Here is a 23,867-nt window from a genome sequence, read left to right as displayed (position 1 = left end):
CTCTTGTTATATATCATGAAATATTTTATTTAATTTATTTTTATTAAGCCCAGTTCCTATAATGGAAACCTTTCCATTATAATTAGGTGATACTTCTGTTATTTGAATATCTCCCGGAACATAGTTAAACTGAATCCACCTATTATCTTGGATTTCTACAATTCCTTTCGCCCTTAAAATATTTCCATATTCTTTGGATATATCAAATTTTCTTACAATATCCTCTATCTTATTTTTTGTAAAAATCCTAGAAGTTTCCAACCCCCAAGATTGAAATACTTTATGCGAATTCGATTTTTTTACTTTTTCCTTTACTACTCTGATATTCTTTACTTTTTTATTGATAGGACTAATAGTATTTTTCTCTGCCAATGAAATAATTGTATTTAATTTAAGCTCTTGCCAAGGTGTTGAAACTATATTTCCTCTACTATTAATCTTCTGTATTTGGCTAGTTACAAGTTCTATTTCTTCTTTACCAGTATTATTAGTTCTACTAAGCAAAATAGTCTTAGCATTTTTTATTTGATCTTCAAAAAACTCTCCAAAATTCGAAATATATAAATAAAATCTTTCTACATCAACAACTGTTATCAACATATTAACTTGGATTAAATCTTCTAATCTTTCTGACTTACAAGCTTTAATTATTTCAGATAATTTCCCTACTCCAGATGGCTCTATAATAATTCTCTCTGGATTGATTTTTTCAATTATTTCCTCAATAGATTTCTCGAAATCTTGTGTTAAAGAGCAACATATACATCCTGAATTTATTTCTTTAATTTCTAATCCAGACTCTCTTATTAGCTCTCCGTCTATACCTACTTCTCCAAATTCGTTTTCTATAATTACTACTTTTTCATTATAAAGTTTTTGACTAATCATCTCTTTTATTAAAGTAGTTTTGCCTGCACCCAAAAATCCTGATATAATATCAATTTTTATTTTCATGCATATCCTCCTCTATACATTCAGGGCAATAACCATGTATTTCTAACTTATGGCCTATTATACGAAACTTAGTATTTCGTTGTATTTGACTTTCATATTCCTCTAAGGGACAGTGTCCTATCTTTATCATTTTTTTACATGATAAGCAAATTAGATAGTGACTGTGTTCTTCCATATTTAGCTCATATAGATTTTTATCATCTTCTCCAATACTAGTCTTTATAGCTATATCCTTTAAAACAAAGGTATTTAATATCCTATATACCGTTGAAAAATTCATATTTACATTTGAATCTTGACTTCTTATAAATATTTCTTCCGCAGTAATAGGTGAATCTGTATTCTTCAATATATTTAAAATTACATTTCTCTGTTTCGTATTCTTTATTCCATGTTTACTAAATATTTCCTTATTATCTATTCTTCTCAATTTGCTATCTCCTTTTAATTATCTCAATTTTATTTTATCTTCCCTATAATTAAAGATATCACAAAGCAAATGGCATTTACAATAACTATTGTAGCTCCTGTTGGAAGGTCATAGATAAATGAAATAAGTATCCCTAATAGTACTGATAAAACTGATACTATTATAGATATAATTATAGTATTTTTAAAACTAGTAGATAATTGTAATGCTGTTACTGTTGGAAAAATAATCATACTTGAGATTAACATCGTACCAACTACTCGGATGCCAAGAACTACCGTTATGGATATTAAAATTGATATTAGATAATTTAATTGTTTGACATTTATCCCCATTGTCATAGCAAAATTTTCATCATAGGTAATTGCAAATAAACTATTATAAAATAGAATAATTAATAATAAAATAATTATGGATAAGATTACAGAAAGTATTAGTTCAAAATTGCTGATTACTAAAATACTTCCAAAAAGATAACTAAACAAATCAACATTAAATCCATTTGACAAGGAAGAAATTAGCACTCCTAAAGCCACTGAAAAAGATGATATAAGACCTATAGATGCATCCCCATCTATGTTATTTGTCTCAGTTAGTTTCAATATTATTATTGAGGCTACAGCAACTATTGGTATGGACATTAATATAGGTGACTGATTTAATAATAAGGCCATAGCCACTGTTGCAAAACTTACATGGGCTAATCCATCACCAATCATAGAATATTTCTTTAGTACAAGAAATATCCCTAGAAATGATGAAGAAATCGCTATTAAACTTCCCGCAACAATTGCCTTCATCATAAAATCATATTTTAATATCTCTCCTATTATATAAATTATATTTCCCAATTATATCCCTCCATCTATTTGATCTATATTGATAGGATTTGAGTATCTTCCTATTTCCTTTGAATGGAGGAAGGATTTATATGCGCCATAAAAAATAAGCTCTGTTTCAAGATATAAAACCTTATTTATATAATTTCCTAGAGTTTTCAAATCATGAGATACTACTATTACAGTTACATTATCCTCTTTATTTAATTCTTTGAGAATTCTATAAAGCTCATCTCTCATTTTAGTATCTAAATAGTTAGTGGGCTCATCTAGTATTAATATATTAGGTGAAGATACCATAGCCCGTGCCAAAAATACTCTTTGCTGCTGTCCTCCGGATAAATCACTTATTTTTTTATATCTTAAATCGTATATATCCAGTTTCTTGAGAATAGTATTTACTTTAATATAATCTTCCTCTGTATAGAATTTAAATATTCCTTTTTGTGATAATAATCCTGTTGCAACTATCTCCTTTACTTTTGCTGGAAAAAACTTATCACTTGAAATAGATTTTTGCGGAAGATAGCCTAATCTAGCTTCCCCATGAAAATTTATTCTGCCATCTGTACACTCTATTAATCCTAAAATTGCATTTAATAATGTGGTTTTGCCCGAACCATTAGGTCCAATAATTCCTAGATAATCTCCTTTATATAGGCTGAAGCTAATATCTTTTACTGCTTCATGCCTTCCATATTTTAGAGTTAAATTTTTTACTGATAATATCTCATTCTTCATAGCCAAGTCCTTCTTTTAATCTTTCTAAATTTCCTTTCATAATATCGATATATCTTACATCTGACTCTATCTCTTCCTTAGATAAATTATGTGCACCATGCAATAAAATCATTTTAGCTCCCGTTTCTGACGATATTATTTTAGCTACCTTAGGATCAATTAATTCTTCATAGAATATTGATTTTACCCCTGCATCTTCAATATTTTTAATTAATTCAATAATCATTTTAGGTGTTGGCTCTGCATTAGGAGAAAATCCATTGTATGGTGTAATAAACTCTAGATTATACCTCCTAGCAAAATAACTAAATGCAGAATGCCCACCATAGATAACCTTTTTTGAATTTACCTTCTCTAAAGCTTCTGCAATTTCTTTGTCTAGTAAGTCTAATTGTTTTTTATATTCTTCTGCATTTTTTATATAAAATTCCTTATTCTCTTTATCTGCTTTTGTAAGAGCTACGGTTATGTTATCTATCATTTTTTGTGCATATATAGGATCTAGCCATATATGAGGATCCTTATCACTGTGATCATGAGCATGGTCTTCATTCTCATCTTCTTCATTCTCATGACCCTCATGCTCATCTTCTTCATGCCCATGTCCTTCAAGTAGTTCTACACCTTCACTAGCATCAGTTATTATTAAATTATAGCCTTCAATATTATCTGCTATTTTTTTCGCCCAAGGTTCCATATACTCACCAGTATAAATAAATATATCCGCATTCTTAATATCTACCATATCTTTAGGAGTGGGTTCATATGAATGCGATTCTACTCCTGGTGGAAGTAATAAATTTACATCAACCTTGTCTTTGCCAATTTCCTTTACAAAATCATATTGAGGAAACAAAGTCGTTATAATTTTTAGTCTACCACTATTTATTTCTTCATGATCTGTGTTTTTACTGCAACCTGACATCAATAATATTACAAGAGAAATTATAAATGTCTTCCAAATCCTTTTTCCCTTCACCATATACTCCTCCTCGCTTCTAATCTTATTTTATTTACCACTTAAATGCCAACGCAAATCATTTGCATTTAATTTTTCGTATAAAAAACCTCTTAACTTTTACATTAAGAGTAATTTTATTTATATTTATTATATATAGAGATATATCCTTTGTCAATAATCTATATATAAATCTTTTAAGTGGCATATTTATTTTTATTCTTTAATTAACTTAATACTTATACAATAAAATATATACCCTATCAAATATCCACCTATTACATCTGTTGGCCAATGGACTCCTAAATAAATCCTACTAATTCCCATTAGACATATCATGACAAAAGATATAATATGGATTAGCTTTTTCTTCCTATCATTATCTACTTTTTTCGCCAATAAAAATGCTATTGTAGAATAAAGGGTCATTGTTACCATAGAATGTCCGCTAGGAAAACTTAATCCCCCTTGATTCACCAAAAAAAACTCTAATGGCCTCGTTCTTTGGAAGAATTGCTTTAATAAATAATTTAATAAATATGATCCCAGAGTTGATAACAACAATAATTTAGATATGTAATATTTCTTTTTGATTAACGTATATGATATCCCCATAGCAGTAACTGGCAATAAAAAATTTACAGATCCTATAAAGGATATAAATTTCATAAATGATAATATTCTTGGATTGGTATTATTATGTATGTACTTCATTATATCCACATCAAATAGAATACCCTCACTGCTACCATTAACCATAAAACCTAAAATTAAAAATATTATTAACATTAAACCTAAAATAAAATCTTTACCTTGCTTATTCATTTATACACCCCTATTATTTTTCTATCAAATTCATTATACCAAAGTTCTCGTAAAATACAAAAAACTTCTTAATAAAAAAAGGCTTCTAAAGGAGAATTTTAAGGAAAACTTTTTGGTCACTGCATAAGCGACTTGTACGAAATCAAAATGTTCGACAATCTGCTTAAAACTCAAATAGGTCAAGTTCTAAAATGAAAAAGACAAAAAAAGTAGAATTTTCTTATTCGTTATAGAAAAGGTTCATTTCTTTAGTGAAATCAACCTTTCTATTAATCTTATTCTTCTATGTTTTTAAATCCATCACCTAATACTTCATAAACATTACTTACTGTAATAAATGCATCTTTATCTATGCCTTTAATATAACTTTTCAATTTAATAAAATCTCTTCTATCTATAACTGTTACTACTACATTCTTTTTCTCTCCTGTATAAGCTCCTTTAGCATTATATATAGTCGCCCCTCTTTCCAAATCATTTACTATATATTCTTTAATATCATTACTATATTCACTCACTATATTGACTTCTTTGCACAAACTTATACCCTCGATAGTCCAATCTATTACTACACCATTTAATATAATTCCCAATAGAGAATACATTCCCAACTCAGGCCCGAATGCAAATCCAGCCATTATTATTATAATGAAGTCTGATATAAGCACTCCTTTGCCAAGCTCTATCCCAAAGAACTTATTTATTATCTTTGCTATTATATCAGTTCCACCTGTTGATGCATTTTGATTAAATACAATCCCCATACCTATTGCCGATATAAAAACTCCAAAAATTAGCTGTATTATAATGTCTTCTACTAAAGGCTGTTGTATAGGTATAACTCTCTCAAATAAAGAAATGGTTATAGAAGTCCCCAGACTTGCATAAATAGTCTTAAATCCAAAGCTGGTTCCCACAATAAGAAAACCAATTATAAATAAAACTATGTTAATGATTATCATAATAGCTCCTATTGATAAAATTGGAATCCAATGATTAATAACAATCGCAAGTCCATTAGCTCCACCTACAGCTAATTTCTGGGGCATAAGAAAGAAATATAAACCTGCTGCTACCATTATCATACCAAGAGTTATAAATACATATTCTTTTATTTTTCCTTTCAAATATATTCCTCCTTTATAATTTTTATTTACAAAAAACCTCCCAAAACTTAAGTGTTCTGGGAGGCACAAAGAAATAGACAGATTATATAATTTGTCTACATATTTAAATCTGCTTTTAACACCCCCTATCGACCGTAGAGTTTTTTAGTGCATAAGTAAAGGCAGGTCTTCTGACTTTGGTTCATAAGGACTTAAAGTCTTCCCGATTTATTCAGTGACATTAGTTTTAAATCCTTCCCCATTACAGCGGCGGGACCGTATAGGCATTTAACCTATTTCCCTTTTAAGCAAAGAATATTTTTCTCTGCACCTTCACCTAATTATTTAGTTATCAATTCAAGTATATAGTATATTATTATTACAGTCAACTATATGTAGCACCAACTAATCTCACCAAGAAAAAGAAGATAGGATATCCTATCTTCTTTTTCTTGGTGGTGCTATATGAATCGCTTTATCTTCTAATCCCAATGTAGCCTCAAAAAATGCTTCTGAAAGAGTTGGATGGGCATGAATTGTTCTCATTATACTATATATATCCAATCCATTAGCTATAGCCAGTGTTCCTTCTGCAATTAAATCATTTGCATGAGGTCCAAGTATATGAACTCCCAGAACCTTCTTATCTTCTTCTCCAGCAAGTATTTTTATTATTCCCTCTCCTTCTCCTAAGGATAAGGCCTTTCCATTGGCTGCAAACATAAACTTACTAGCCTTATAAGGTATTCCTTTTTCTTTAAGCTCTTCCTCAGTGTAGCCTACATGAGCTACCTCATTCATTGTAAATACGCAATTTGGATAGATATCTAAGTTGACATCTGGTGTATGACCCATTATTTTCTCCATTACATATTCACCTTGTGCAGATGCCACATGAGCTAATTGAACTCCTCTATTTACATCTCCTATGGCATATATGCCAGGAATATTTGTCTCAAACTCATTATTTACAAAAACACCTTTGTCATCATATTTAATCCCTAATTCATCAAGGTTTAACCCTTCTATTACGGGACCCCTTCCTGATGCAATAAGTACTTTATCTCCTATTACTTCTATTTCTTCGTCTTTTTCTTTATATTTGGCTAAAACTCTAAGTTTATCTCCCTCTTTGGTGATTTCTTTAGCCCTAATATCAACATATGTTTCAATTCCTTGTTTTTTCAACATTGGTACTAATCTTCTTGAAATCTCCTTATCTGCATCCTTTAAAATCCTAGATGCTAAAAGAATTACTTGGGAGCCTAGTTCTTGATAAATGCTTGCAAACTCTAAACCTATTACTCCACCACCTACTACAATTAAAGTTTCTGGAATCTCTTCCATCTCTAGAAGCTCATCAGACGTGATTACCCCTTCTAAATCAACTCCTTTTGTTTCGGTCATTTGTGGTTTAGAACCTGTAGCTATAACTATATTATCCACAGTTATTTCCTTTTTGTTTCCATCTTTTAATTCTACAGAAATATTATTTTTATCTTTTATATTAGCTGTTCCACGTAAAAATTCTATGTTTTTATAAGAGGATATAAGTTGTTCAATACCTCCTACTAAAGTATTTACAACTTTATTTTTTCTCTCTTGTAGTGCTTTTCCATCCATTTTAAATTCTCCTGCTGTAATTCCAAACTCAGCAGCTCTTTTAAAACTGGACATAATCTCTGCATTTCTAAAATATGTTTTAGTAGGGATACAGCCCCTATTAAGGCATGTACCCCCTACTTCTCTATTTTCTATTAAGATTATATTTGCACCAAGTTGAGCTCCTCTTATTGCCGCTACGTAGCCTCCTGGACCAGCCCCTATAACTGCAATAGTTTTAGTCAAATGGTACACCTACCCTTCGTATTTAAGCACTGGGAATCTAGCTGCTTTTGTTTCATCTGGTCTGCTTACAATAGTGTTTAAAGGAGCATCCTTTAATAACTGTGGATTTTCACTTGCCTCTTTAGAGATTGTAATCATAGCATCGATAAATTCATCAAGCGTTTCTTTAGATTCAGTTTCTGTTGGCTCAATCATAATTGCTTGATTAATAATTAATGGGAAGTAAACTGTTGGTGGATGATATCCCTTGTCAAGCAATCTCTTAGCTATATCCAATGTAGTTACTTCAGACAACGTATCCTTTAACCCACCTAATACAAATTCATGTTTAAATAAAGTATCTATTGGTAAATAGAAATGTTCTTTTAATTTATTAGCCATATAGTTAGCATTTAATACAGCTATTTCACTAGCTTTCTTTAATCCATCACTACCCATTGTCAATATATAGGTATACGCTCTAACTAATATGCCAAAATGACCAAAGAAATCCTTAACTTTACCTATAGTATATGGTACATTATAATCCAGATAGTATCTATCTCCATCTTTTTGTACCACTGGAACTGGTAAGAATTCTTCAAGATGTTTCTTAACTCCTATCGGTCCTGCTCCTGGTCCTCCACCACCATGAGGTGTTGAGAAAGTCTTATGAAGATTGAAGTGAACTACGTCAAATCCCATATCTCCAGGTCTTGCATGACCAAGGATAGCGTTAGCATTAGCTCCATCATAGTATAATTGCCCACCAGCATCGTGTACAATCTTAGCTATTTCTTTAATATTCTTATCAAATATTCCAAGAGTATTTGGATTTGTAAGCATTAATCCTGCTGTATCATCTCCAACTACTGCCTTAAGTGCTTCTAAGTCTACTAAACCATCTTTTGTTGATTTAACTTCTACTATTTTATATCCAGCCATTGCTGCTGTAGCTGGATTAGTACCATGAGCTGAGTCTGGAACTATGATTTTATTTCTCTTAAAATCTCCATTCTTTTCATGGTATGCTTTTATAACCATGATACCAGCTAACTCACCATGAGCACCAGCAGCTGGCTGTAAACTCATCTTGTCCATACCCGCTATTTCTGCTAATGATTTATCTAGCTCATACATCAATTGTAGTGCACCTTGAGTACAACATTCTGATTGATATGGATGAAGATTTGCAAACCCATCATATCTAGTTGTATCCTCATTAATTTTTGGATTGTATTTCATAGTACAAGATCCAAGTGGATAAAATCCAGTATCTAGACCATAATTTTTATTTGATAGATTTGTATAGTGTCTTACTACATCAACTTCAGATAGTTCTGGAAATTCAAGTTCTGAATCAGATAAAAATTCTTCTGGAATAAAATTCTTTATGTCCTTATCTTCTACATCTAGTGTAGGAAGATTATAAGCTTTTCTTCCTGACTTAGATAATTCGAATATTAACTTATCATATTTTCTCATTTTATCCCCTCCAATACACTACTCAATTTATCTATTTCATCTTTAGTCCTCTTTTCTGTTACTGCATATAGGACAGAATTATTAAATTGGGGATAATCTTTACCTAGGTGATAGCCACCTATTATATTTTCTTTTATTAAATCTGCATTTATCTTATCAGCATCTATATCAGATGTAACGGCAAATTCTTTAAAGAACGGTTTATCAAAAAGTGGTTTATATTTACCTGATTTAGTAATCTGCTCAAAAGCATAGTGAGCTTTTTTTGTACTTTGAAGAGCAACTTCTTTTAACCCTTCTTTTCCTAGAGTCACCATGTAGATAGTAGCAGCTAATACGTTTAATCCTTGATTTGAGCAAATATTAGAAGTAGCTTTTTCTCTTCTAATATGTTGTTCTCTGGCTGTAAGTGTTAGAACAAAAGATCTTTTACCATTTTTATCTTCTGTCTGTCCTACTATTCTACCAGGCAATTTTCTCATATAGTCTGATTTAGCAGCTATAAATCCTAAGTATGGTCCACCAAAAGATACAGGTATACCCATACCTTGAGCTTCTCCTACTACTACGTCAACACCTAATTCACTAGGTTTCTTTAGAATAGCAAGAGATATCGGATCAACGGATGCTATAAAACTAGCTTTTTTAGCTTTGTGAGCAATCTCTCCAGCAGCCTTTAAATCCTCAATTATACCAAAAAAGTTTGGACTTTGAACTATAACTGCCGCAGTATTATCATTTACAAGCTTATCTAATTCTTCTAAATCAGTAACTCCATCCTTCATATCTACTTCAATAACCTTTAAGCCTTGTACATGTGCATAAGTCTTTAGGACTTGAATTGACTCTGGTCTTACTGTTTTGGAAATTATAATTTCATCTTTTCTTGCAGATGCTGCAGCCATTAAAGCGGCTTCAGCAACAGCAGTACCAACATCATATAATGACGCATTTGCAACATCCATCCCAGTTAAATTACATATAAGGGTCTGGAATTCAAATATATATTGTAATGTTCCTTGGCTTATTTCCGGTTGATATGGTGTATATGATGTATAAAATTCTGACCTTGAAATAATATGATTTATTATTGAAGGGATATAGTGATCATATGCTCCTGCGCCAAGGAAACAAGTCATCTTACTAGTAGAGCAGTTTTTATTTGCTAATTCAGTTAAATATGAACGAACTTCAAGTTCAGATTTTGCTTTAGGTAAGTTCAGTTCTCTATTTAATTGAAGATCTTTAGGAATATCATTAAAAAGATCATCTAAGGAGTTAAGCCCTATAGACTTTAGCATCTCCTGCTCATCTTGATGAGTAGTTGGGATATATGGAAACATATTTTATTCCTCCTCAGCTAAAAACTTTTCGTATTCCTCACTTGTCATTAATTCTTCTAATTCATCTTTATTAGTCATTTCTATTTTAATCATCCAGTTCTCGTATGGATCTGCATTTAAAAGAGCTGGATCATCTATTAATTCTTCATTTACTTCTACTATTTTACCACTTACTGGCATATAAATGTCTGCTGCTGCTTTAACTGATTCTACAGCTGAGAAAGCTTCTTCTTTTTCAATTTCATCATCAATTTCTGGAAGTTCTACATATACGATATCTCCTAGATGATGTTGTGCATAGTCAGCAACACCTACAAATGCTAAATTTCCTTCTACTTTAACCCATTCATGATCCTTAGTGTAATATAATCCTTTTGCAACTTTCATTATTAACCCTCCTAATTTGTTATTTGTTTAAGAATTTTTTACTAATTATTTTAGCCTTAGCTGGCTTATTTCTTATCATAATGTCAACTTCTGTACCTAGCTCTGTATATTCAGGTGCAATAAGTGCATTACCAATATTTTTCTTAAGAGTTGGTGACATATAACCTGTAGTAACATGTCCTATTACCTTGCCATCTTTTTGGATTTCATAGCCTTCTCTTGGAATTCCTCTATCAATCATTTCAAATCCCGCTAATTTTCTCTTAAGTCCTTCTTTCCATTGCTTGTTAAGAGCTTCTTTTCCTATGAAATCTGATGCCTTATCAAGTTTCACAAAGTACTTAAATCCACCCTCAAGAGGATTTATTTCTGCCGAAATTTCATGACCATATAATGGTAATGAAGCTTCAAATCTAAGTGTATCTCTGCATCCTAAACCACATGGTTTAATTCCTTCTTCTTTTCCTGCCTCAAGTATATCCTTCCACACTTTTACTATACCTTCATTAGTGGTATAAACTTCAAAACCATCTTCTCCAGTGTATCCTGTTCTGGAAATCATACATTCTACTCCATTGATATCAACTTTCCTATTTAATGTGAAGAAAGTAATTGTATTTAAATCAGTCTCTGTTAATTTTTGTAACACTTTTTGTGCTAGAGGCCCTTGTATTGCTACTTCTCCAACAGTATCGGAAATGTTAGTGATTTCTACGTCAAAATTACCTTTTTGCTCTAATATCCATTCATAATCCTTAGCAGTATTTGAAGCATTTACTACTAAGTAAAAATCATCATGAGCTAATTTGTATACTAATAAGTCATCTACTACTCCTCCATCAGGTGCACACATGAAGGTATAGACTATTTGGTTATCTACTACTTTAGATATATCATTTGTCATAAGATAATCTACAAATGCCAAAGCGTCCTTTCCTTTAATAGTGATTTCACCCATGTGGGATACGTCAAACAAACCTACAGCATTTCTGACTGCTTCATGTTCTGCAACTAAACCCTCGTATTGCACCGGAAGATACCATCCTGCATAATCAACAACTTTTCCTCCTAGGCCTACGTGCTCATCATATAATGGGGTTTTCTTTGCTTCCATTTAACCACTCCTTCCCTTATTTTTTTCATACTACGAATATGTTACCCTATTATCTAAAAAATAAACTGATTTTATTTATAGATTATTAAATGTTATAATATTGTAGTATCGCTTTAATTATACAAGAGGAGGTAAAAATATGCAATACCGTTATTTTACTAAAGATAGGTTAAAAGTATCACAATTAGGTTTTGGATGCATGAGATTTCCAACGTTAGAGGGTGATTCAGGTAGGATTGATAAAAATTTAGCAACCCGTATGTTACACTATGCTATTGATAATGGGGTAAATTATATTGATACTGCTTATCCTTATCATAAAGGCAATAGTGAGGCCTTTGTAGGTAATGCTCTAAAAAATGGATATAGAGAAAAAGTATATCTAGCAACAAAACTACCTGTTTGGTTAGTTGAATCCTACAATGATTTTGAAAAATATTTAGACGAGCAACTAGAAAGATTGCAAACTGATTATATTGACTTTTACCTTCTTCATGCCTTATCAGAAAAGACTTGGGGAAAAATTTATGATTTGAAAGTACTAGATTTTCTTGATGAAGCTAAGAAAAATGGAAAAATTAAATATGCAGGATTTTCCTTCCATGATAGCTTAGATGTATTTAAAAGTATTGTAGACTCATATTCTTGGGATTTTTGTCAGATACAATTAAATTACATGGATAGACATTATCAGGCAGGAATCGAGGGTATGAAATATGTTGCCGACAAAAATATTTCCCTGGTAATAATGGAACCTATAAAAGGCGGAAAATTGTCGAATGCTTCAGAAGAGATATCCGAAGTTTGGAATAGAAGTCAAATTAAAAGAACTCCTGCTGAATGGGCATTGAAATGGATTTTAAATTTTGAAGAGGTATCAGTAGTATTATCTGGTATGTCAACAATAGATCATGTTATGGAAAACATTAAAACTTGCTCAAATTCATCTCCAAATTCTTTAACCAAAGAGGAGTTAGAGTTAATCGACGAAGTTACCGAAATATATTCACAAAATGTTAAGGTAGGTTGTACAGGATGTGAATATTGTCTTCCTTGCCCACAGAGCGTAGAAATCCCTGATATCTTTGAACTATATAATAACGTCTATGTTTATAACACCGAACAAGAATCTAAGAATACCTATAATAGACTTATTGAATTAGAAAAATCTGCTCAAAACTGTATTGAATGTGGTGCATGTGAATCAATATGCCCACAGCATATTGAAATTATCAAATCTCTTAAAGATGCTGACAAAGTTTTAAGATAAATTATAATGAGAAAGCGAACGGATATAGAGTGTTACGTTCGCTTTTAATCCACTTTATCCACATTATCCACAATTGACCGTGGATAATTTATGTAAACCTACTATTTCCTCTTAAGTATTTATTTGTCTAACATTGATAAATGCACATTGTTAATTATTCACAATTTATTATATTATCCACAGTTCTTATCAACATCTTAAAATTCATGCTTTGAATCTATTTCATTAAAATAATTCATTATACCTACATATATTGCCCAAGCTATTTTCTCCTGATATGATTCATCTATCAATAATTGTTCTTCCATACTATTTGATAGGAATCCGCATTCAACCAATACAGCTGGTATACTAACTTCATTTAATATATACACATCATCTCTTTTTTGAGGTTCTCTTTTATTCTCTTTATCTAATATATTTCTTAATTCCTCTTGTACTATCAATGCCAGCTGTTCTCCTTCTTCAGATCCTTTTTTATAAAAAGTCTGGGCTCCATAATAGGCTGATCTAGTAAAACTATTTAAATGTATTGATATAAGTATTTCACTAGTACTATTATCTATGAGTTCTCTCCTTTTTTTTAAATCCTCTGTTTTCATTTGACGAAGTGTCTTAGATTCTGATGTATATAGACCCTGATCTGTAGACCTAGTCATGAAAACTATGCCCCCACTTTGTTCAATTAGTCGTTTTAGTTTTAATGCTATTTCCAAATTTATTTCATCTTCTTTAATACCATTTTTACTTACTGCACCTGGATCTACTCCTCCATGACCAGGATCTATGGCAATAACCTTATTTGATATTGGTAGATAAGTTACTGGCATAATTTTATATTTTTTTATCACTCCATATCCTAAAGCTATTAATGCTACCAAGAATATGATACCTATTCTGATATATTTTTTTCTAATAATAATCAATTTCATCTTTTCCTCTCCCCTCCTATAGAAATATATTGTAGATATACAAAGTATATTCCAAGGAAAAACTAAATTAATTATTTAGGCTTATTACGCAGTCTCGAAACTTAAATCTATTTGCTCCCTACGCTCGTATAGATTTGGTTCTCGTTGCGTTTGACCTACTAGAACTCACTATCGTTCGTTAAGTTAGGTCATTTTCCGCAGTCTCACTGCACAAATTCATTTGCTCATTATCATTCACATGAATTTGGCGTTCGTTGCGTTTGACCTACATCAGCTCACTGACGTTCGCTGTGTTAGGTCATAAAAAAAGCACTGGGTATCCAGTGCTTCCAATTGTCCAGTTACACACGAGTTTGCTCACGTAGTGACAAAGTTTGCTCGTCTGGTAAGCGAGTGGTTGCAATGCTTCTCGCCCATAAGTTACTTTGAGTGACAAAGTTTGTTCGTGGGTTGCATTTACTTAAAAAATAGAAAAAAAGAGATAAAAAATGAGAAAATGACAAGCGAGTTTGCTCGTGAGCAGTGAAGAATGACAAAGTTTGCTCGTGGAAAAATAGGAACAATTATATGAGTCGTAAGTGCGATATGCATAGGGGAGTATTTATTTATAGTTTTATATATATTGATTTTACTGGCCTGCGGGGGATTATGGGTTCTTAATTTGGGGGATTCTTTGAGGCGGGGGATCTTCTTTTGCACTAATAAAATGCGCCAGCCTGGTTTCCCAGTCTGACGCTCTGTATCTTTCGTGAACAAACTTTGTAATTTTGAACCGACTTTCTTGGAAGTCGACACCAATTATCTCTTACTAAATTGTGGTGATCTTCTTGCTTTCTTAAGACCGTATTTCTTTCTTTCTTTCATTCTTGAGTCTCTTGTTAAATGTCCTGCTTTTTTAAGTATAGGTCTTAACTCTTGGTCTGATTCTATTAGTGCTCTTGCTATACCATGTCTAATTGCACCAGCTTGACCTGTGAATCCACCACCTTCAACATTTACTAAAACATCATATTTATCCATAGTTTCAGTAATAACAAGTGGTTCTCTTGCAATTACTCTTAAAGTTTCATAATCGAAATATTCTCCGATATCTCTTTTATTTATAGTAATATTACCGTTCCCTGGTACTAATCTAACTCTTGCTACAGAAGTCTTTCTTCTTCCTGTTCCAAAAAATTGTATATTAGCCACTTACAGTCCTCCTTTCTCGTGAGCATTAAAATTCGTATATTTCAGGTTGTTGAGCTTCGTGATTATGCTCAGTTCCACTATAAACTTTTAACTTCTTAATCATCTTTCTTCCTAAACTATTTTTAGGAAGCATTCCTTTTACTGCTAATTCGATAGCCATTTCTGGTTTTTCTGCCATCATTCTCTTATATGATATTTCTCTTCCTCCTCCTGGATATCCAGTGTGGTAGAAATGACTTTTTTGTTCTAACTTTTTACCAGTTAATTTGATTTTCTCTGCATTTATGATAATAACAAAATCACCAGTGTCTACATGAGGAGTATATATTGGCTTGTTTTTCCCGCTCAATATTGTAGCTACTTCTGTAGCTAATCTTCCTAACACTTTGCCTTCTGCATCTATTACATACCATTTTCTATCAACTTCGTTTGTTTTAGCCATAAAGCTTTTCATCATTTTCCCTCCTTATACCAACGTTGAGTAGTCAAGGTTAAAAAAGTTCCGGGGCTTTTTTAAAACACTCTAATATATTCTAATACAAGTAATTATCTATGTCAAGACGTTTTTTAATAGTATAAAAAGTTTTTATCAAAATATTATAGATATTTTTTTGAAATCCATATAGGCTAAGTTCTTTCTGAAAATAAGAATAAATTAAAACCTTCCCATTCGTTATAAGAAAAGCGTCTATCGACGCGTTAAAAGGTAGCTTTTCTTAAAATCCATATAGGTCAAGTTCTTTTTTTAAAAAGAACAAGTGAGAACTTTCCTATGGATTATAAAAAACTTTTTCTAAAAATAATCCTTGTGGCGGGGCTGTTGGTCCTGCCCCTTCTCTCCTTCTATCTAAGATTATCTTTGGTAGATCCTGTTTTTTTATCTTTCCATATCCAACGTAAAGCAATGTACCTACTATTATCCTTACCATGTTTCGTAAAAAACTATTTCCCTCTATATTAAATTCTATTAAATCTTTGTTTTTTTCTATTGATATATTATAGATTGTTCTGATGGTACTATTTACATCTGAATTTGCAGCCATAAATGTAGCAAAATCATGGGTTCCTATCAAATATTTTGAAGCATGAAACATTTCGTCTATATCAATATCGTAGGGCACATGGTAAGAAAAATTTCTATATATAGCCCTTGGCAGCTCTCCATTATAGACTATATATTTATACCTTTTTTTTATAGCATCAAATCTTGAATGAAATTTTAAATCTACTTCTTCTGATTCTATAATAGTAATATCTTCAGGTAACAAAAACTTTAAAGCATATTTATATTTCTCTCCTGGAATATTTGAACTAGTTAAGAAATTTGCAACTTGTCCTAATGCATGGACCTTTCCGTCTGTCCTTCCAGAACCAATAAGTTTTACTTTTTCTTTAGTCGCCTTTTCTATTGCTTCCTCTATTTTCTCTTGTATTGTTATTGCATTTTCTTGTTTCTGCCACCCTGAATAGTTTGTACCTTCATATTCAATAGTAAGTTTAATATTTTTCATATTTACCTCTATATATATCTAGTACTTATAATAAACCCAAAAAACATAGTCATAGATATTAGCGCTAGTATATCTATTCTCTTTAGCTTTAATTCATTCAATCTAGTTCTATTATCTCCACCTCTATAACATCTCGCTTCCATTGCAGTAGCCAATTCATCAGCCCTTCTAAATGCATTTATAAACAATGGTACTAATAAAGGTACTAGGTTTTTGGCTCTGCTTAGTATATTTCCTGATTCAAAATCAGCTCCCCTAGCCATCTGAGCCTTCATTATCTTATCTGTTTCTTCTAACAGCGTAGGAATAAACCTAAGAGCTATAGTCATCATCATAGCTAATTCATGGGCTGGTAGTCCAATTTTTTTGAATGGAGATAGTAATTTTTCTATCCCATCGGTCAGAGCTATAGGCGATGTAGTAAGTGTAAGAAGTGAAGTTCCTGTAATTAAGAAGATTAGTCTTAGTGCCATAAAAACAGCTAAATATAATCCTTCTTTAGTTACAGCCAAAGGCCCTATTTCAAATAATACTTCTCCTTTAGTCATAAAAATATTTATTGTAAAAGTTATTAGTATAATGAATAAAAGTGGTTTAATCCCTTTTAAAATAAATTTTAGAGGTACTTTTGATATCCTAACTATCATAAGGATAAAACCTAGTATAAATACATATGGAATAAAACTATTAATGAAAAATAATGATGCTATAAACAATGAAATTATAATTATCTTTATTCTTGGGTCTAGCCTATGAATTATAGTATCCCCAGGAAAATATTGACCTATGGTTATATCCTTAAGCATCTTTCTTTCTCCTTAAAAACTTTAGTATTTCTTCTTTAGCTTCATTTACTGTTAATACATCATCTTTAACATCATTTCCCTTTTCTCTGAATACTTTCATAAACTTTGTTATTTGTGGAACTCCTAGGCCTATACTTTCTAATTCATCAGCTCTTCTAAAAATTTCTCTAGTTTTACCATCCATTTCTAATTTACCTCTATGCATTACAAGAATTCTATCCACCAACTTTGCTACATCTTCCATACTATGGGATACCAGTATTATAGTAATGCCCTCTTGCTCATAAAGTTTTTGGATTTCCCCCAATATTTCATCTCTACCACTTGGGTCAAGTCCTGCTGTTGGTTCGTCTAAAACTAGTATCTTAGGCTTCATAGCTATTACTCCGGCTATGGCTACTCTTCTCTTTTGTCCACCGCTTAATTCAAATGGAGATCTGTCTTTTAATTCATCAAAGTCTAGTCCTACTAATTCCATGGATTCTTTTACCCTATTATGAATTTCTTCTTCATTAAGTCCTAAATTTCTAGGACCAAAGGCAATATCTTTATAGATAGTTTCTTCGAATAACTGATGTTCTGGATATTGAAATACAAGACCTACTTTTTGTCTAATTTCTTTTAAATTTGCGTCTTTTGTTGTTATATTTACTCCATCTATTATTATATCTCCTGAAGTTGGCTTCATTAATCCATTTAGGTGTTGCACTAATGTAGATTTTCCAGAACCTGTATGACCTATTAGTCCTATAAATTCTCCTTCATTTATCTCTAAATTTATGTTATCAAGGGCTTTTTTTTCAAAGGGAGTATTGGCATTATATATATAATTTAAATTATTTATTTTCATTATCATAGCAATTCCACCAATTCTTCTATAGATAGTATATCTTCTTTTAAATCTAATCCTTCTTTTCTTAATTCATATACCAATTCAGTTACTTGTGGCACATCTAATCCTAGCTCTTTAACCTTGTCTACTTGCTTAAATATCTCCTTAGGTGTCCCTTCCATAACGATTTTACCTTGTTCCATTACAAGTATCCTATCAGCTTCTACAGCCTCATCCATGTAGTGAGTAATTAATATTATTGTTTTATTCTCAACCTTATTTAATTTCTTTATTGTATTCATTACTTCTATTCTGCCTATGGGATCTAACATTGCAGTTGGTTCATCTAATATAATGCAGTCTGGTTTCATAGCTAATATTCCTGCAATGGCTACTCTTTGTTTTTGTCCTCCTGATAAAAGATGTGGGGCATGTTTTTTATATTCTGTCATTTCTACTACTTCTAAAGCTTCATCTACCCTAGCTCTTATTTCTAATGGAGGTATTCCTAAATTCTCTGGTCCAAAAGCAACATCTTCTTCTACTATTGTAGCTACTATTTGATTATCTGGATTTTGAAATACCATACCCGCTTTTGCTCTTATATCCCATATCTTTTCTGCATCCTTGGTATTCATATCCATCACAAAAATATCTCCTCGTGTAGGCATTATAAGCCCATTCATGAGTTTAGCTAAAGTAGATTTACCAGAGCCATTGTGACCTAGAATTACTAAAAATTCTCCCTTTTTGACTTCTATGCTCAAGTTTTTTACAGCCTGTTGAATACTATCGTCTATTAATGATTTATATTCATAGGTAACATCTTCTATCTTTATCATCGTATCATTCATTGTTATACCTCTATTTTTTATTATTTCCATACTATAATATAACATAAGTAAAGTGAATAGTGAAGAGAGAATAATGAATAGTTTTAAAAAACAATAAATGATTTATAATAAATAGTAAACAACAAAAAGTTTTAGTTAGCATTTAATGTATTCTAACTATTAACTATTAGTTATTCACTATTAACTATAAATAAAGGGACTAAGCTTAAACTTAATCCCCTACCCTTTATACTAATTCTAATATAGCCATTTCTGCCCCATCTCCACGACGAGGTCCAACTTTTAATACTCTTGTGTAGCCACCGTTTCTCTCTTGATACTTTGGTCCTATTTCATCAAATAGTTTTTTTACTACATCTTCGTCGTATACATAAGCTAAAACTTGACGTCTAGCATGTAAATCTCCTCTTTTTGCTAAGGTTATCATCTTATCTGCCATTCTTTTTGTTTCCTTAGCTCTAGTAACTGTTGTTTCTATTTTTCCGGTTCTCAACAAGGATGTTACTAGGTTTCTAAGCATTGCTTTTCTTTGATCTGTAGGGCGACCAAGTTTTCTTAACGTTGTCACATTTATCCCTCCTTCATGCCTTGTTACTCATCAGACTTCTTTAGACCTAATCCTAATTCAGCAAGCTTTCTTTGTACTTCCTCAAGGGATTTCTTACCAAGATTTCTTACTTTCATCATATCTTCTTCAGTCTTTTGTGTTAATTCTTCTACGGTATTGATAGCTGCTCTCTTCAAGCAGTTATAGCTACGTACTGAAAGATCCAACTCTTCAACAGTCATCTCAAGGACTTTCTCTTTCTTGTCCTCTTCTTTTTCTACCATTATTTCTACTTCACTAACATGTTCAGTTAGCCCGATAAAAAGATTTAAGTGTTCTGTAAGTATTTTTGCTCCTAATGAGGTAGCCTCATCAGGATTCATTGTTCCATTTGTCCATACTTCTAGAATCAATCTATCATAGTCAGTAATCTGACCTACTCTTGTATTCTCTACTGCAAAGTTGACCTTTTTCACCGGAGTAAATGCTGAATCAACAGGTATAACACCCACTGGCTGACCTTCCTTCTTATTTCTCTCGGCTACTACATAACCTCTACCCTTTACTAGTTCAAGTTCCATGTATAGATTACCATCTTCATTTACGGTAGCAATGTGATGATCCCTATTAATAATTTCCACATCTGGACCTGTAATAATATCTCCTGCTGTTACAATCTGAGAACCTTGTGCCTCAATTCTTAAGGTCACAGGTTCATCAGTATATATCCTTGCAGCAAGACCTTTTATATTTAATATTATTTCTGGTACATCTTCTAGTACACCTGGTATAGTTGAAAATTCATGTAACACTCCCTGAATTTTTATTGAAGAGACTGCTGCACCTGGTAATGAAGATAATAGTACTCTTCTTAATGAATTCCCCAAGGTCGTACCGTATCCCCTCTCAAGAGGTTCTACCATAAATTTTCCATAACTCTCATCATCGCTCAACTCTAGAATTTCAATTCTTGGCTTTTCAATTTCTATCATTAACATTAACCCTCCTTAAAATTTGGTTTGTTAAAGTACGAGGGCAACTGATTTTGTTATGAATGCTATTATTTAGAATATAACTCAACGATTAAGTGTTCTTCTACTGGTATATCTATATCTTCTCTAGTTGGCTCAGCTACTATGCTACCCTTTAATTGATCAATATCCACACTTATCCATTTAACAGTGTTGCCATTATGATTTGCTGCTAAATCTTTAATCTTTTCACTACCTCTAGTTCTTTCTTTGATTTCAACAATATCTCCAACAGAAAGAATCACAGATGGTATATCTACTTTTGAACCATTAACTAAGAAATGACCATGTGTAACTAATTGTCTAGCTTCTGCCCTTGATGATGCAAAACCCATTCTGTATACTACATTGTCTAATCTTAATTCAAGTATTTTAAGTAGGTTTTCACCTGTTATTCCTCTCATTTTATCTGCCATAATGAAATATTTAACCATTTGAGATTCAGAAATTCCATAGAATCTACGAACTTTCTGTTTCTCTCTAAGCTGCATTCCATACTCTGTTACCTTTTTTCTTGATTGTCCGTGTTGTCCTGGTGCATAATTTCTTTTAACTATCGCGCATTGATCTGTATAGCATCTATCTCCCTTAAGAAATAGTTTCATACCTTCTCTACGACATAGTCTGCAAACTGGACCTGTATATCTTGCCATCTATTACACCTCCTATTAAACTCTTCTACGTTTTGGTGGTCTACATCCATTATGAGGAATAGGAGTAACATCCTTAATCATATTTACTTCTAATCCTGTTGCTTGTAATGACCTAATTGCAGCTTCTCTTCCTGAACCAGGTCCCTTAACGTATACTTCTACACTTTTTAATCCATGTTCCATAGCTTTTTTAGCTGCTTCTTCAGCTGCTTGTTGTGCTGCGAAAGGAGTAGATTTTCTTGAACCTCTAAAACCTAATTGTCCTGCACTAGCCCATGACAATACATTACCTTGTAAGTCTGTTAGGGTAACCATAGTATTGTTGAATGTTGATGAGATATGTGCTTGACCTCTCTCTATATTCTTACGTTCTCTTCTTCTAACACGAGTTACTTTGCCTTTTTTAGCTGCCACTTAATTTCCCTCCTTTACCTACTTCTTCTTAGATACCAATCTCTTTGGACCTTTTCTTGTTCTAGCATTAGTCTTAGTTCTTTGACCTCTTACTGGAAGACCTCTTCTATGTCTAATTCCTCTATAACAGTTGATTTCTCTAAGTCTCTTTATGTTTAAAGCTATCTCTCTTCGAAGATCACCTTCTACATGATAACCATCTATAACAGCTCTAAGGCTTGCTACTTCAGATTCTGTTAGGTCCTTTACTCTAGTGTTTGGATTAACACCAGCTTTTGTTAATATTTCATTTGCTCTTGGTCTACCAATACCAAATATATATGTTAAACCAACTTCAACTCTCTTATCTCTTGGTAAGTCAACACCTGCTATTCTTGCCATTAATGTTTACACCTCCTAAAATAAATACATTCACAAAAGCAGCCGCGTTATATAATTAACCTTGTTTTTGTTTATGTCTTGGATTTTCACAAATAACCATGACTTTGCCGTGTCTTTTGATTATTTTGCATTTTTCACATATCTTCTTAACTGATGGTCTTACTTTCATTTAAATCCCTCCTATGCTACTTGTTTCGCCAGGTTATTCTGCCTCTAGTCAAATCATAGGGTGACAGTTCAACTGTTACCTTATCTCCAGGAAGTATCCTTATATAATTCATTCTCAATTTTCCAGAAATATGGGCTAATATTTCATGACCATTTTCTAGCTTTACTTTAAAAATAGCATTAGGTAAAGCATCTACTACCATACCTTCAACTTCAATAACATCAGATTTAGACATTAGGTTTTCGAACCTCCTGTTCAAACAAATTTAGAAACTCTTATTGAAAGGTTCTAATAATTTTCTAATATACGCATTGTTTATTTTAATCTTATTATCCAGCTTATACCTTAGTTCAGGTAAAACTGTATTATAAACAATCAAATGTTTCAATTTTTTCTGTTTTGGATTATCAAGTTTTCTTAAAGATCCATCTACAATCAGTACACTCTGATCATCTATGATATCTAATACTAAAAAAACTTTTCCTTTATCCCTTCCAGCTCTCGACTTAACCACCTGACCGACGGCTATGTCGTCACTTAAATCCATTATAAATTCACCTCTTTATAATAGCTTATTAAACCGCTGGTTCCTTTGGAGAAAGGCAATGCCTTTCTCATTATTTGTCTCCTAAAGCTTTTACTATAGTTTCAAAGACTTCGTCTATTGGTCTAGTTCCATCTACATTGAGTATTATCCCTTTTTCTTTATAATAATCAATTAATGGTTGTGTTTGATTAAGATACACTTCTATTCTAGTAGCTACTGTTTCCTCAATATCATCATCTCTTTGAAATAATTCTCCGTTATCTATATCACATAGATTTTCAACCTTAGGCGGGTTAAATTTTATATGATAAGAGGAACCGCATGTTTTACAAATTCTTCTACCAATAGCTCTTTCAATTAAAATTTCCTTGTCTGCATCAATATTAACAACTTTATCAAGTTTTATACCCATTTTTGTAAGTTCCTTGTCTAAAGCTTCAGCTTGATTTATAGTTCTTGGAAATCCATCTAAAAGAAAGCCTTGGACGCAATCTTCTTTAGTCAATCTATCTTGTACAATTGAAACCACAAGTTCATCCGGTACTAAAAGGCCTTTATCCATATATTCTTTGGCCTTTTTACCTAATTCAGTTCCTTCTTTAATGTTTGACCTGAATATATCTCCTGTTGAAATATGTGGTATATTATATTTTTTAACTATAGCTGATGCTTGAGTACCTTTACCTACACCAGGTGGTCCTAATAAGATTAGTCTCACAA

The 23,867-nt window shown here is 32.0% G+C and carries 29 protein-coding genes and 1 riboswitch; of the genes, 1 reads left to right on the top strand and 28 read right to left on the bottom strand.

What is annotated here, in order from left to right:
• Window positions 1–6 precede the first annotated feature (6 nt).
• The 12 genes from KQI38_RS07325 to gcvT all read right to left on the bottom strand — a co-directional run bounded on the left by KQI38_RS07325 (window position 7) and on the right by gcvT (window position 12,009).
• Window positions 7–954, bottom strand: coding sequence for a CobW family GTP-binding protein (locus tag KQI38_RS07325; protein WP_216557495.1), 948 nt, complete (start codon window positions 952–954; stop codon window positions 7–9).
• Window positions 938–1,384 (bottom strand): Fur family transcriptional regulator, encoded by a 447-nt coding sequence (locus KQI38_RS07320; protein ID WP_216557491.1) that lies wholly within the window; start codon window positions 1,382–1,384, stop codon window positions 938–940. The genes KQI38_RS07325 and KQI38_RS07320 overlap by 17 nt, the downstream gene beginning before the upstream one ends.
• Window positions 1,385–1,413: 29 nt before the next feature.
• Entirely contained in the window at window positions 1,414–2,235 is an 822-nt protein-coding gene (locus KQI38_RS07315) for a metal ABC transporter permease (protein ID WP_216557488.1), read from the bottom strand.
• Window positions 2,236–2,964, bottom strand: a complete 729-nt coding sequence (locus KQI38_RS07310) for a metal ABC transporter ATP-binding protein (protein ID WP_216557485.1) — start codon at window positions 2,962–2,964, stop codon at window positions 2,236–2,238. It lies immediately after the preceding gene.
• A complete protein-coding gene (locus KQI38_RS07305) occupies window positions 2,954–3,943 on the bottom strand; it encodes a metal ABC transporter solute-binding protein, Zn/Mn family (RefSeq protein ID WP_216557482.1) in 990 nt (329 codons plus the stop codon). The genes KQI38_RS07310 and KQI38_RS07305 overlap by 11 nt, the downstream gene beginning before the upstream one ends.
• A gap of 195 nt (window positions 3,944–4,138) precedes the next feature.
• The gene (locus KQI38_RS07300) at window positions 4,139–4,747 is read right to left on the bottom strand and encodes a phosphatase PAP2 family protein (protein WP_216557479.1); all 609 of its coding nucleotides are present in this window, start codon (window positions 4,745–4,747) and stop codon (window positions 4,139–4,141) included.
• Between the two features lie 275 nt (window positions 4,748–5,022).
• Window positions 5,023–5,874, bottom strand: a complete 852-nt coding sequence (locus KQI38_RS07295; RefSeq protein ID WP_246565674.1) for a YitT family protein — start codon at window positions 5,872–5,874, stop codon at window positions 5,023–5,025.
• 143 nt (window positions 5,875–6,017) lie between these two features.
• Window positions 6,018–6,203: riboswitch (cobalamin riboswitch) on the bottom strand.
• A gap of 88 nt (window positions 6,204–6,291) precedes the next feature.
• Window positions 6,292–7,701, bottom strand: coding sequence for a dihydrolipoyl dehydrogenase (gene lpdA / locus KQI38_RS07290; protein ID WP_216557476.1), 1,410 nt, complete (start codon window positions 7,699–7,701; stop codon window positions 6,292–6,294).
• Window positions 7,702–7,710: 9 nt separating this feature from the next.
• Window positions 7,711–9,165 carry an aminomethyl-transferring glycine dehydrogenase subunit GcvPB gene (gene gcvPB / locus KQI38_RS07285; RefSeq protein ID WP_216557472.1) on the bottom strand — a complete coding sequence of 485 codons (1,455 nt, stop codon included), beginning with the start codon at window positions 9,163–9,165 and terminating at the stop codon, window positions 7,711–7,713.
• On the bottom strand, window positions 9,162–10,508 hold the full coding sequence (gcvPA, locus tag KQI38_RS07280) for an aminomethyl-transferring glycine dehydrogenase subunit GcvPA (RefSeq protein WP_216557468.1): 1,347 nt from the start codon (window positions 10,506–10,508) through the stop codon (window positions 9,162–9,164). Before gcvPA ends, gcvPB begins: the two co-directional genes overlap by 4 nt.
• Before the next feature lie 3 nt (window positions 10,509–10,511).
• A complete protein-coding gene (gene gcvH, locus KQI38_RS07275; RefSeq protein WP_216557464.1) occupies window positions 10,512–10,895 on the bottom strand; it encodes a glycine cleavage system protein GcvH in 384 nt (127 codons plus the stop codon).
• 19 nt (window positions 10,896–10,914) lie between these two features.
• Window positions 10,915–12,009 (bottom strand): glycine cleavage system aminomethyltransferase GcvT, encoded by a 1,095-nt coding sequence (gcvT, locus tag KQI38_RS07270; RefSeq protein ID WP_216557462.1) that lies wholly within the window; start codon window positions 12,007–12,009, stop codon window positions 10,915–10,917.
• Between the two features lie 139 nt (window positions 12,010–12,148).
• On the opposite strand from gcvT, the gene KQI38_RS07265 reads away from it, so the two are divergent.
• Entirely contained in the window at window positions 12,149–13,279 is a 1,131-nt protein-coding gene (locus KQI38_RS07265; RefSeq protein WP_216557459.1) for an aldo/keto reductase, read from the top strand.
• Window positions 13,280–13,476: 197 nt separating this feature from the next.
• Here KQI38_RS07265 and cwlD read toward each other — a convergent pair whose 3' ends face one another.
• From cwlD to KQI38_RS07185, 16 genes are all read right to left on the bottom strand, one after another.
• Complete coding sequence (gene cwlD, locus KQI38_RS07260) at window positions 13,477–14,211, bottom strand: N-acetylmuramoyl-L-alanine amidase CwlD (RefSeq protein ID WP_216557455.1); 735 nt, start codon at window positions 14,209–14,211, stop codon at window positions 13,477–13,479.
• A 798-nt stretch (window positions 14,212–15,009) separates the two neighbouring features.
• Window positions 15,010–15,402 carry a 30S ribosomal protein S9 gene (gene rpsI, locus KQI38_RS07255; protein WP_094901971.1) on the bottom strand — a complete coding sequence of 131 codons (393 nt, stop codon included), beginning with the start codon at window positions 15,400–15,402 and terminating at the stop codon, window positions 15,010–15,012.
• Between the two features lie 25 nt (window positions 15,403–15,427).
• Window positions 15,428–15,856 (bottom strand): 50S ribosomal protein L13, encoded by a 429-nt coding sequence (rplM, locus tag KQI38_RS07250; RefSeq protein WP_216557452.1) that lies wholly within the window; start codon window positions 15,854–15,856, stop codon window positions 15,428–15,430.
• Between the two features lie 316 nt (window positions 15,857–16,172).
• The gene (gene truA / locus KQI38_RS07245; protein WP_216557449.1) at window positions 16,173–16,913 is read right to left on the bottom strand and encodes a tRNA pseudouridine(38-40) synthase TruA; all 741 of its coding nucleotides are present in this window, start codon (window positions 16,911–16,913) and stop codon (window positions 16,173–16,175) included.
• Between the two features lie 8 nt (window positions 16,914–16,921).
• Window positions 16,922–17,719: an energy-coupling factor transporter transmembrane component T family protein gene (locus KQI38_RS07240; RefSeq protein WP_216557446.1), complete on the bottom strand. Its 798-nt coding sequence runs from the start codon at window positions 17,717–17,719 to the stop codon at window positions 16,922–16,924.
• Window positions 17,712–18,575: an energy-coupling factor transporter ATPase gene (locus tag KQI38_RS07235; RefSeq protein WP_216557443.1), complete on the bottom strand. Its 864-nt coding sequence runs from the start codon at window positions 18,573–18,575 to the stop codon at window positions 17,712–17,714. The genes KQI38_RS07240 and KQI38_RS07235 overlap by 8 nt, the downstream gene beginning before the upstream one ends.
• The gene (locus tag KQI38_RS07230) at window positions 18,572–19,405 is read right to left on the bottom strand and encodes an energy-coupling factor transporter ATPase (protein WP_276515556.1); all 834 of its coding nucleotides are present in this window, start codon (window positions 19,403–19,405) and stop codon (window positions 18,572–18,574) included. Before KQI38_RS07230 ends, KQI38_RS07235 begins: the two co-directional genes overlap by 4 nt.
• A 226-nt stretch (window positions 19,406–19,631) precedes the next feature.
• On the bottom strand, window positions 19,632–19,973 hold the full coding sequence (rplQ, locus tag KQI38_RS07225) for a 50S ribosomal protein L17 (RefSeq protein ID WP_216557440.1): 342 nt from the start codon (window positions 19,971–19,973) through the stop codon (window positions 19,632–19,634).
• Between the two features lie 23 nt (window positions 19,974–19,996).
• Window positions 19,997–20,944: a DNA-directed RNA polymerase subunit alpha gene (locus KQI38_RS07220; protein WP_216557438.1), complete on the bottom strand. Its 948-nt coding sequence runs from the start codon at window positions 20,942–20,944 to the stop codon at window positions 19,997–19,999.
• A 68-nt stretch (window positions 20,945–21,012) separates the two neighbouring features.
• The gene (rpsD, locus tag KQI38_RS07215) at window positions 21,013–21,636 is read right to left on the bottom strand and encodes a 30S ribosomal protein S4 (RefSeq protein WP_216557435.1); all 624 of its coding nucleotides are present in this window, start codon (window positions 21,634–21,636) and stop codon (window positions 21,013–21,015) included.
• Window positions 21,637–21,651: 15 nt separating this feature from the next.
• Window positions 21,652–22,050, bottom strand: coding sequence for a 30S ribosomal protein S11 (rpsK, locus tag KQI38_RS07210; protein WP_094901957.1), 399 nt, complete (start codon window positions 22,048–22,050; stop codon window positions 21,652–21,654).
• Window positions 22,051–22,068: 18 nt separating this feature from the next.
• On the bottom strand, window positions 22,069–22,431 hold the full coding sequence (rpsM, locus tag KQI38_RS07205; protein ID WP_094901955.1) for a 30S ribosomal protein S13: 363 nt from the start codon (window positions 22,429–22,431) through the stop codon (window positions 22,069–22,071).
• Window positions 22,432–22,486: 55 nt separating this feature from the next.
• A complete protein-coding gene (gene rpmJ, locus KQI38_RS07200) occupies window positions 22,487–22,600 on the bottom strand; it encodes a 50S ribosomal protein L36 (RefSeq protein ID WP_072976919.1) in 114 nt (37 codons plus the stop codon).
• 16 nt (window positions 22,601–22,616) lie between these two features.
• Window positions 22,617–22,835 carry a translation initiation factor IF-1 gene (gene infA / locus KQI38_RS07195; RefSeq protein WP_094901953.1) on the bottom strand — a complete coding sequence of 73 codons (219 nt, stop codon included), beginning with the start codon at window positions 22,833–22,835 and terminating at the stop codon, window positions 22,617–22,619.
• Window positions 22,836–22,865: 30 nt separating this feature from the next.
• The gene (locus tag KQI38_RS07190) at window positions 22,866–23,147 is read right to left on the bottom strand and encodes a KOW domain-containing RNA-binding protein (protein WP_216557431.1); all 282 of its coding nucleotides are present in this window, start codon (window positions 23,145–23,147) and stop codon (window positions 22,866–22,868) included.
• 70 nt (window positions 23,148–23,217) lie between these two features.
• Window positions 23,218–23,865, bottom strand: coding sequence for an adenylate kinase (locus tag KQI38_RS07185; RefSeq protein ID WP_216557428.1), 648 nt, complete (start codon window positions 23,863–23,865; stop codon window positions 23,218–23,220).
• Window positions 23,866–23,867 lie beyond the last annotated feature (2 nt).

The sequence above is a fragment of the Tissierella carlieri genome, assembly GCF_018917285.1.
Lineage (GTDB): Bacteria > Bacillota > Clostridia > Tissierellales > Tissierellaceae > Tissierella > Tissierella carlieri.
Note: the sequence above shows the minus strand (reverse complement) of the source record. Positions and strands in the feature narration are given on the sequence as shown.

What these genes read in the sequence shown, in the direction of transcription:
- gcvH (WP_216557464.1), bottom strand. Translation starts at nt 10,895, where the DNA reads ATGAAAGTTGCAAAAGGATTATATTACACTAAGGATCATGAATGGGTT.
- KQI38_RS07190 (WP_216557431.1), bottom strand. Translation starts at nt 23,147, where the DNA reads ATGGATTTAAGTGACGACATAGCCGTCGGTCAGGTGGTTAAGTCGAGA.
- KQI38_RS07220 (WP_216557438.1), bottom strand. Translation starts at nt 20,944, where the DNA reads ATGATAGAAATTGAAAAGCCAAGAATTGAAATTCTAGAGTTGAGCGAT.
- truA (WP_216557449.1), bottom strand. Translation starts at nt 16,913, where the DNA reads ATGAAAAATATTAAACTTACTATTGAATATGAAGGTACAAACTATTCA.
- KQI38_RS07300 (WP_216557479.1), bottom strand. Translation starts at nt 4,747, where the DNA reads ATGAATAAGCAAGGTAAAGATTTTATTTTAGGTTTAATGTTAATAATA.
- KQI38_RS07325 (WP_216557495.1), bottom strand. Translation starts at nt 954, where the DNA reads ATGAAAATAAAAATTGATATTATATCAGGATTTTTGGGTGCAGGCAAA.
- cwlD (WP_216557455.1), bottom strand. Translation starts at nt 14,211, where the DNA reads ATGAAATTGATTATTATTAGAAAAAAATATATCAGAATAGGTATCATA.
- KQI38_RS07265 (WP_216557459.1), top strand. Translation starts at nt 12,149, where the DNA reads ATGCAATACCGTTATTTTACTAAAGATAGGTTAAAAGTATCACAATTA.
- rpmJ (WP_072976919.1), bottom strand. Translation starts at nt 22,600, where the DNA reads ATGAAAGTAAGACCATCAGTTAAGAAGATATGTGAAAAATGCAAAATA.
- rpsD (WP_216557435.1), bottom strand. Translation starts at nt 21,636, where the DNA reads ATGGCAAGATATACAGGTCCAGTTTGCAGACTATGTCGTAGAGAAGGT.
- rplM (WP_216557452.1), bottom strand. Translation starts at nt 15,856, where the DNA reads ATGAAAAGCTTTATGGCTAAAACAAACGAAGTTGATAGAAAATGGTAT.
- rpsM (WP_094901955.1), bottom strand. Translation starts at nt 22,431, where the DNA reads ATGGCAAGAATAGCAGGTGTTGACTTACCAAGAGATAAGAGAGTTGAA.
- KQI38_RS07240 (WP_216557446.1), bottom strand. Translation starts at nt 17,719, where the DNA reads ATGCTTAAGGATATAACCATAGGTCAATATTTTCCTGGGGATACTATA.
- KQI38_RS07235 (WP_216557443.1), bottom strand. Translation starts at nt 18,575, where the DNA reads ATGATAATGAAAATAAATAATTTAAATTATATATATAATGCCAATACT.
- KQI38_RS07230 (WP_276515556.1), bottom strand. Translation starts at nt 19,405, where the DNA reads ATGAATGATACGATGATAAAGATAGAAGATGTTACCTATGAATATAAA.
- KQI38_RS07310 (WP_216557485.1), bottom strand. Translation starts at nt 2,964, where the DNA reads ATGAAGAATGAGATATTATCAGTAAAAAATTTAACTCTAAAATATGGA.
- gcvPB (WP_216557472.1), bottom strand. Translation starts at nt 9,165, where the DNA reads ATGAGAAAATATGATAAGTTAATATTCGAATTATCTAAGTCAGGAAGA.
- infA (WP_094901953.1), bottom strand. Translation starts at nt 22,835, where the DNA reads ATGTCTAAATCTGATGTTATTGAAGTTGAAGGTATGGTAGTAGATGCT.
- gcvPA (WP_216557468.1), bottom strand. Translation starts at nt 10,508, where the DNA reads ATGTTTCCATATATCCCAACTACTCATCAAGATGAGCAGGAGATGCTA.
- gcvT (WP_216557462.1), bottom strand. Translation starts at nt 12,009, where the DNA reads ATGGAAGCAAAGAAAACCCCATTATATGATGAGCACGTAGGCCTAGGA.